The sequence below is a fragment of the Enterococcus pseudoavium NBRC 100491 genome (assembly GCF_001544295.1).
GTDB lineage: Bacteria > Bacillota > Bacilli > Lactobacillales > Enterococcaceae > Enterococcus_A > Enterococcus_A pseudoavium.
This window is the reverse complement of record NZ_BCQF01000018.1, coordinates 55,067-62,501: the sequence shown is the minus strand read 5'-3', so window position 1 is coordinate 62,501 and position 7,435 is coordinate 55,067. Positions and strand designations below refer to the sequence as shown.

The following is a 7,435-nucleotide window of genomic DNA, read 5'->3' as shown; positions in this document are numbered from 1 at the left end:
TTTTTTTTTGTTCAAAATAATTAAGTGCCAATAGCTTGAGGAATATTCTTAAATGAATGATATCTTTAGTACGATAGTCGATATTTTGAAATAAAGGGAGGCCGTTCTCATTTTACAAATAAAGATTGTAAAAGCTTTCCTATCGTTGGATAATTTACGGTAAAATATAAATAGGCTTTTCGTTTCTCTGTAGGATTGAGGGGGACAGTGGAGCGTGTGGCTTAACTTTTCAACTCGAAATCTTTTTATGAAAAGATCCACTAGATTGACTATTAGAAAGGAAGATGAGGATGCATATCGAACACGTTGCAATTTGGACGAAAGATCTAGAAAAAATGAAGGAATTTTATGAAAAATATTTTAATGTCACAAGTTCTGCACTTTATCACAATCAAAAGACTGGTTTTCGATCCTATTTTCTCAGCTTTGACACAGGCAGTCGTCTCGAACTAACCTCGAAACAACATTTGTCTAATCGAGTAGCCGATAGTTTGGGTTATACGCATATCGCTATCTCGCTAGGAAGTAAAGAAGCTGTCGATAGTTATGTCGAAAAGTTTTTAGACGCTGGCTTGCCATTGTTAAATGGACCGCGAACAACTGGAGATGGTTATTACGAAGCCGTTATCCAAGATCCAGAAGGGAATTTGCTTGAACTTACAACTTAAAAGATGATTGGAGCAGGAATCTAAAAAGATTGCTGCTTTTTTGAATACAAACGCTGGGAAATAATTTGACTACAAGTGACTGAAACGGCAAAGATGCGATGTTTCGTTTGCTATTCTAATAAATGAGAAGGTTGGTAAGATCTTTAGATAGATGTTAAGCTTAAATAGTAATAAATAGAACCTAAAACGAATTTCAATTATATAAGGGTCGTAGAGATTAAGGATAAGGAGCGAGCAGTTATGAAAAAAATCATGGTTTTTGGGTTAGCGGTTGCACTACTTGGCGGATTGGTCGGGTGTAGTGACACTTCGGATACGGCGAATAATTCTAGTTCTACTTCGCAAACAATCAGTCATACAAAACCAACACAAGCTAGTAGTAAGGCTCAGACAAGCTTTAAGGTCAATGTTGAAGAGGTAATTAAAACCTATCAAGAAACCTATCCGGATAGTGACATTACTTCGATCGAGTTGGAAACGTCATTTGGTAAGTACTCATACAAAATCGAAGGTGTCGATGACGAGCGAGAGTACGAAGTGCAAGTCAATGCTGATACGAAAGAGGTTTCTAAAGACTCCGCAGAAAACTTAGATTCAGAAGATAAAGCTGGGGTGAAAAGAAACGCTGACAAGCTGGATTTAGAAAATCTTTTGAGTGTGGAACGCGCCGCTGAGATTGCAGCTAAGAAAGCCAGAGGTGGCAAGGCTGAAGAATGGCAGTTAGATAAGGAATTGGGCACTACTTATTGGGAAGTAAAAGTGGTTAATGGGCACAAGGAAACCGATGTCAAACTCGATGCAAAATCAGGAGAAGTTTTGGAGACAGAGATTGACGATTAGGACTATTAAGAAATCTGATGGACAACTCCACCAGATTTTTTTGTGGTTATAAACGAAGTAGAGGAATTAAAGGGTTGAATGAAGTTAAAGGGGGATTAATGCTATACTTGAATTAATAAAAATGGAGGAGGGGTTTGATGGGAGAATACGTTAATTTAACGCTAGAAAATGTGGCAAAGGAACATTTATGTTGTGCCATTTCGGGGAAAAATCATCAAGCAGGTGTAGATGCAAAAAAGGCTTGGATCATTGAGCGGTTGCCTGAAGGCCATGTTTTTCGCAAACTTGATGCTAATGGAAAAGTTTTTATTGAGTACGCGCCTTTAGAAACGGCTTGGGTACCTGTAGTTGGAGAAAATTATTTATATATTTACTGTTTATGGGTTTCTGGCAGTTTTAAGGGTCAGGGACACGGAAAAAATTTATTGGATTACTGTATCGCTGACGCGAAAAGGCAAAATAAATCGGGGATTTGTGTGATCAGCTCAAACAAAAAGACCCCTTTTTTAACCGATAAAAAATTTGTTACAAAATATGGTTTTGAAACGGTTGATCAGATCATGGGTGGGTATGAATTGCTAGCACTATCTTTTGATGGCACACATCCAGCCTTTTCAGCAACGGCTAGGAAACAAATGATCGATAACCAAGAATTAACGATCTTCTATGGTCGACAATGCCCCTTTATTTCTAATGGCTTAAAAGAAGTCGAGGAGTATTGTGAGGATGAGGGTCTGCCTTTGCGATTGATTCCGGTAGATAGTCTGGAAAAAGCTAAAAATTTGCCAGGGATCTTTAATAATTGGGCGGTCTATTATCAAGGGAAGTTTTTGACAGTCCACATGTTAAATAAAAATGTTTTAAAAAAATTATTAGCAAATTTGTGAGGTGGCTAGGTGGAAAAGTATATTGCTTTTTTACGAGGAATCAATGTTAGTGGTAAAAATAAAATCGCGATGCCGATGTTAAAATCAGCTTTTGAAACGGCGGGTTTTTCAGCTGTAAAAACGTATATTAACAGTGGAAATGTACTTTTCACCAGTGAAATCCAAGAGATCAATCAGTTGATAAAAAAATGCGAAGTCCTGATCACAGAAGCATTTGAACTAACTATTCCTGTAGCAGTAGTAGCTGTTGCTGAATTGAATGTGACCATCAAGCATGCCCCCAGTTGGTGGAATCAGGCAGAAGAAACCATCCATTATGCCATTATTATGATTCCTCCGCTGACGACAGCTGAAGTCTTCGCAGCAGTAGGAGAAATAAAACCAGAATATGAACAAATCGCTTGTTACGGGGAGTTAATTTTTTGGTCAGCGCCACGAAAGACTTTTAATCAGGCGCGCTGGTCAAAAATTGCCAGCTCATCGGTGAATAAACAAGTGACGATCCGCAATGCGAACACGATCAATAAGTTACTACAAATGAGCCAGTGAAGATCAAGCAGCTGTAACGCTGTTTGATCTTTTTTTACAACAGTAACAAAAGTTCTAGGTAGCTAACGGTTTAGTAAGCAGTTAGAAATCTAATAGTAAAAACCAGCTGAACAAAAACTTTCAGCTGGTGGACAGTTTATCTTTTTGTGAAATGATGAGGGACACAAATCTTTTCATGTTTGTCGTAATAAAAAGCCTCAAAAGCTTTTTTTCCGCATTCGGCTAAATGATGATCAATGGTAGAAAAGCCCATGACTTCGCTAATGAACAGATTTTCACGGCCGATTACTAACGGTTTGTTGCCTTCATATTGTTGTAAGATTGTTGCGGCAATTGTATCACCAAAGGTCAAGATCCCGTCAACTTTTCGTTTTTTAAAAAATACAGCTCCTTGAATGCCATCTTCGGGAACAATACAGTCCCAAAAAATGTTGGCTTCGTTGAAATTAGGATAGATCTCTTTGGCTTTTTGAATCGAGAATTCAGAATTGTGACTGATATTTTTACTTCGCCCCAAAGTCATGCCGGGATTGACGACTCCGTTTTCTTTCATGTAAGCAAAGGCTTCTTTAATTGATTTTTTTAGATTGATATAGACACAGCTAACATCGGCATTTGGAATCTCCTCACAAAAAATGATTGGGCCATATTGCAGGTAGTCAAGGAAAGCACGGATTGAATTAGCTTTTGTTGTGACGATTAATCCGTCAAAGGAACGTTTAGAAAAATCAACCAGATAACGTTTTTCCAATTCTTGATCGTAGTTTGTCGGTAACAAACTAATTTGATAGCCGTGGTCAAAGGCAGCTTGCATAATCCCGCTGAGTAGTTGATCGTAATAATCGTGATTCACGAAAGGGAGAATCACCCCGATGTTTTTAGTCCGACCATAACTTAGGTTTTGAGCAGAGCGGTTGGGTACATAGTTTAATTCAGTCATGACTTCCAAAACACGCGCCCGCTTTTGATCATCAACATAAGGATGATGATTAATGACACGCGAAATAGTAGAGACAGAATAACCAGTAATTTTTGCAATATCACGAATGTTAGCCATTAGGCACCTCTTCTATCAAATAAAAATAATTAGTTTAATCAGTTGTTTTTATCAGTAAGTTGCTTTCATAAAATGCTGCCGATGGGGCGACGGAGTATCGGAAAATCAAATAGCTAAATTTTCTTTGAGATATTCCGTGACTGCGGGTCCGGATTCATAAAAAGTATAGCGTCGATCCTGGTAAAAAAAGCTAATAATCGGACTGCCTAAAAACTCAGCAATAATTATATTTTTGATGTCAGCTAAATGAAGGGTTTCGCTGCTAGGGTGTCTGAATCCTTGCGGCCTTGTCAGCATCAATTGGTTGTTAGAAAAATATAGGGAAACATTATAATGTTCTTGTGACTCATTTCTTTGGATTTTCAAATAGGTATTCATAAAAATTCCTCCTTGTTTTTCTTACAAGGGAAGTATAGTTTATGAAACGAGTTTCAGAGCAAGCGTTTTATTCTATTTTCTAAAATAAAGCCAATTGTTCCCGTTTGTCTTCAAATTCGTGAAGGTAAGAAAAAACTTCTTCAGTTCGCCAAAGAATCCCATGACTTTGACAGATCTCGCTGAAAATAGTCATTAAGCGGTCATTGTTAGGGCTATTACAAACATAGTTTTCACCAAAGGCATGGCGGTATCTTTTAGCCATCCCAGGGAAGTATTTATCGAGTTGTTGATAAAAATACTCACGATTTCCCTTACGTAGGGTGACGCCAAAGCCAAAACAAAGAATCCCCTTGACCTCTGCTTGGATGCAGTAATCTAAAATTCCTCGCAAATTTTCTTCTGAATCATTGATGAAAGGGAGAATCGGTGATAACCAAACAACCGTTGGAACGCCCGCTTCTTTAAACGCCATCAGAGTTTCGAAACGTTCTTTGGTAGTCGAAACATAAGGTTCTAAAATTTTACATAACTCTTCATCGTGGGTCGTTAGAGTCATTTCGACAACAGCTTTTGTCTTTTGATTGATTGACTTTATGACTTCTAGATCTCGTAAAATTCGAGCAGATTTGGTTTGGATCGCTACGCCAAATTCATATTTATCTATCAGCTCCAGAGCACCTTGCGTGATTTTTAAGCGCGGTTCCAATTGGATATAAGGATCGGTCATCGCTCCAGTAGCAATCATACAAGATTTACGCCGACGTTGTAGCTCTTGTTCAAAAATTACTAGTGCATTTGCTTTTACTTCGATATCTTCAAAGGGGTGATTCATTTGATAGCAATCGCTGCGACTATCGCAATAGATACACCCATGAGTGCAGCCGCGAAAAAGATTTAAGCCATTTTTAGCGGACAAGATTGTCTTATATTCTTTGTAGTGCATCGTTGACCTCCTTTTTTTATTTTACAGGTCACAATTTTCTTAGTTGTATTTGATCAAAATTCAGAACTAGCGTTCGCGTTTATTATCCCATAAATTTTTAATGGGAACAATCAAAAACAGCACTGACCGCAGAATTTCGAAAGTTCAGATGATATTTGATCGAGCGTCAGAATTTAATTACAGCGAATGAGCTCAAAAGTCTCAGCGATGAGGCTTTTTTTATTTTGAGAATCAGCTGAATCATGGGCTTTAAGATTGATATTCCCTTAGAGAGATTTACACGAAAGAGAGTATTCGAGATAGAAAGAGCAAGTGTTTTTCAGCGAAACAATTCTGCTTAGTGTTTCATTGTTGATAATTAAGATAATAAGTGCTATATTGTCAAATGTAAGTGATACAGTTTTTAAGGAGATGTAATACAGTGAGTAAAAAAGGTGCAGAAATCATTGTTAACAGTTTAGAAAATCATAACGTGCCATTTATCTTCGGGATTCCTGGTGCGAAGATTGACGGTGTTTTTGATACATTGGTAGATCATGGTCCGCAATTGATCTTAGCGCGTCACGAGCAGAATGCGGCGTTCATGGCTCAAGCGATTGGTCGCTTGACGGGTGAACCGGGTGTAGTAATTGCGACAAGCGGTCCGGGAGCAAGTAATTTGGCTACGGGATTAGTCACAGCGACAGCTGAAGGTGATCCGGTACTAGCTTTAGCAGGTCAGGTGAAACGTTCTGACCTTTCAAAATTGACTCACCAAAGTATGGATAATGCGGCTTTGTTTGCACCTATCACTAAATATAGTTCAGAAATTCAAGATCCAGAAACACTCTCAGAAAGCATAGCGAATGCTTATCGTATTGCGAAAACAGCTAAAAAAGGAGCTAGTTTCTTATCAATTCCTCAAGATGTAACTGACGGACAGGTGAATGGTGAAGCAATCAAACCTTTGTCAGCCCCTAAATTAGGTGCAGCTTCTGATGAAGATATTGCTGATCTAGTTAAACGAATCAGCGAAGCCAAATTGCCGACATTATTAGTTGGGATGCGGGCATCTGGTCAAAAAGAAACGGAAGCAATCAGAATGTTGGTTGAAAAAACTGGCTTGCCGGTAGTGGAAACTTTCCAAGGGGCCGGAATTATTTCGCGGGAGTTAGAAGATCATTTCTTTGGTCGGGTCGGCTTGTTCCGCAATCAACCAGGAGATATGTTGTTAAAACGGAGCGATTTAGTATTAGCAATCGGTTATGATCCAATCGAGTATGAAGCACGAAACTGGAATGCTGAAAAAGATGCGCGGATTGTAGTTATCGATGAAGTCCCGATGGAAATTGATCAATATATGCAGCCGGAAGCGGAATTGATCGGCAGTATCGCTAAAACAATCGAAAAATTAAGCACGGCAATCGACACGTATCAATTATCAGCGGATGCTGAACACTATTTAGCTACTTTACAAGAAAAACTAGCGAATGGCGCTCATCAAAGTGCAACGGTTGAAGGGCGAGTTCATCCGTTAGAAGTAATTGATACCTTACAAAAAAATGTGACAGATGAAATGACAGTAACGGTTGACGTTGGCAGTCACTATATTTGGATGGCTCGTCATTTCCGCAGTTACGAACCACGTCATCTGCTATTTAGTAATGGGATGCAAACGTTAGGTGTTGCTTTGCCATGGGCAATTTCGGCAGCGTTGGTTCGTCCTGAGACACAAATCTTTTCAGTTTCTGGGGATGGCGGCTTCCTATTTTCAGCCCAAGAGCTTGAAACGGCTGTTCGTTTGAAACAAAAAATTATTCATTTGATTTGGAATGACGGTAGCTATAATATGGTGGAATTTCAGGAAGAAATGAAATATGATCGTTCTTCAGGTGTTCACTTTGGCCCGGTTGATTTCGTGAAATATGCAGAAGCTTTTGGTGCTAAAGGCTTACGGGCTACTTCTAAAGTTGAATTAGCGGCAGCTATTCAAGAAGGCTTAGCTACAGAGGGGCCTGTGATTATCGATATTCCAATCGATTACTCAGATAATAAAGAATTAGGTCAGACTATTTTACCAGATCAATTTTATTAAACTCGCTGAATGATGAGATTCCAGCGTGATCTAACCAAT

The 7,435-nt window shown here is 38.8% G+C and carries 8 protein-coding genes; 5 read left to right on the top strand and 3 right to left on the bottom strand.

Annotated elements, in window-relative coordinates; genetic code table 11:
- The first annotated feature begins 290 nt into the window (after positions 1-290).
- From EP1_RS09405 to EP1_RS09390, 4 genes are all read left to right on the top strand, one after another.
- Positions 291-668: a VOC family protein gene (locus tag EP1_RS09405; RefSeq protein ID WP_067626776.1), complete on the top strand. Its 378-nt coding sequence runs from the start codon at positions 291-293 to the stop codon at positions 666-668.
- A 240-nt stretch (positions 669-908) separates the two neighbouring features.
- Positions 909-1,508 (top strand): PepSY domain-containing protein, encoded by a 600-nt coding sequence (locus EP1_RS09400; protein WP_067626774.1) that lies wholly within the window; start codon positions 909-911, stop codon positions 1,506-1,508.
- 137 nt (positions 1,509-1,645) lie between these two features.
- Positions 1,646-2,395, top strand: a complete 750-nt coding sequence (locus EP1_RS09395) for a GNAT family N-acetyltransferase (RefSeq protein ID WP_067626772.1) — start codon at positions 1,646-1,648, stop codon at positions 2,393-2,395.
- Between the two features lie 9 nt (positions 2,396-2,404).
- Positions 2,405-2,944 carry a DUF1697 domain-containing protein gene (locus EP1_RS09390; protein WP_067626770.1) on the top strand — a complete coding sequence of 180 codons (540 nt, stop codon included), beginning with the start codon at positions 2,405-2,407 and terminating at the stop codon, positions 2,942-2,944.
- Between the two features lie 136 nt (positions 2,945-3,080).
- On the opposite strand, the gene EP1_RS09385 is transcribed toward EP1_RS09390, so the two are convergent.
- From EP1_RS09385 to EP1_RS09375, 3 genes are all read right to left on the bottom strand, one after another.
- The gene (locus EP1_RS09385; RefSeq protein WP_067626768.1) at positions 3,081-4,001 is read right to left on the bottom strand and encodes a LacI family DNA-binding transcriptional regulator; all 921 of its coding nucleotides are present in this window, start codon (positions 3,999-4,001) and stop codon (positions 3,081-3,083) included.
- 105 nt (positions 4,002-4,106) lie between these two features.
- Positions 4,107-4,379, bottom strand: coding sequence for a hypothetical protein (locus EP1_RS09380; RefSeq protein WP_067626766.1), 273 nt, complete (start codon positions 4,377-4,379; stop codon positions 4,107-4,109).
- 79 nt (positions 4,380-4,458) lie between these two features.
- The gene (locus EP1_RS09375; protein ID WP_067626764.1) at positions 4,459-5,322 is read right to left on the bottom strand and encodes an SPL family radical SAM protein; all 864 of its coding nucleotides are present in this window, start codon (positions 5,320-5,322) and stop codon (positions 4,459-4,461) included.
- Positions 5,323-5,743: 421 nt separating this feature from the next.
- On the opposite strand from EP1_RS09375, the gene alsS reads away from it, so the two are divergent.
- Positions 5,744-7,396: an acetolactate synthase AlsS gene (gene alsS, locus EP1_RS09370; RefSeq protein ID WP_067626762.1), complete on the top strand. Its 1,653-nt coding sequence runs from the start codon at positions 5,744-5,746 to the stop codon at positions 7,394-7,396.
- Positions 7,397-7,435 lie beyond the last annotated feature (39 nt).

What these genes read in the sequence shown, in the direction of transcription:
- EP1_RS09405 (WP_067626776.1), top strand. Translation starts at nt 291, where the DNA reads ATGCATATCGAACACGTTGCAATTTGGACGAAAGATCTAGAAAAAATG.
- EP1_RS09400 (WP_067626774.1), top strand. Translation starts at nt 909, where the DNA reads ATGAAAAAAATCATGGTTTTTGGGTTAGCGGTTGCACTACTTGGCGGA.
- EP1_RS09395 (WP_067626772.1), top strand. Translation starts at nt 1,646, where the DNA reads ATGGGAGAATACGTTAATTTAACGCTAGAAAATGTGGCAAAGGAACAT.
- EP1_RS09385 (WP_067626768.1), bottom strand. Translation starts at nt 4,001, where the DNA reads ATGGCTAACATTCGTGATATTGCAAAAATTACTGGTTATTCTGTCTCT.
- EP1_RS09380 (WP_067626766.1), bottom strand. Translation starts at nt 4,379, where the DNA reads ATGAATACCTATTTGAAAATCCAAAGAAATGAGTCACAAGAACATTAT.
- EP1_RS09375 (WP_067626764.1), bottom strand. Translation starts at nt 5,322, where the DNA reads ATGCACTACAAAGAATATAAGACAATCTTGTCCGCTAAAAATGGCTTA.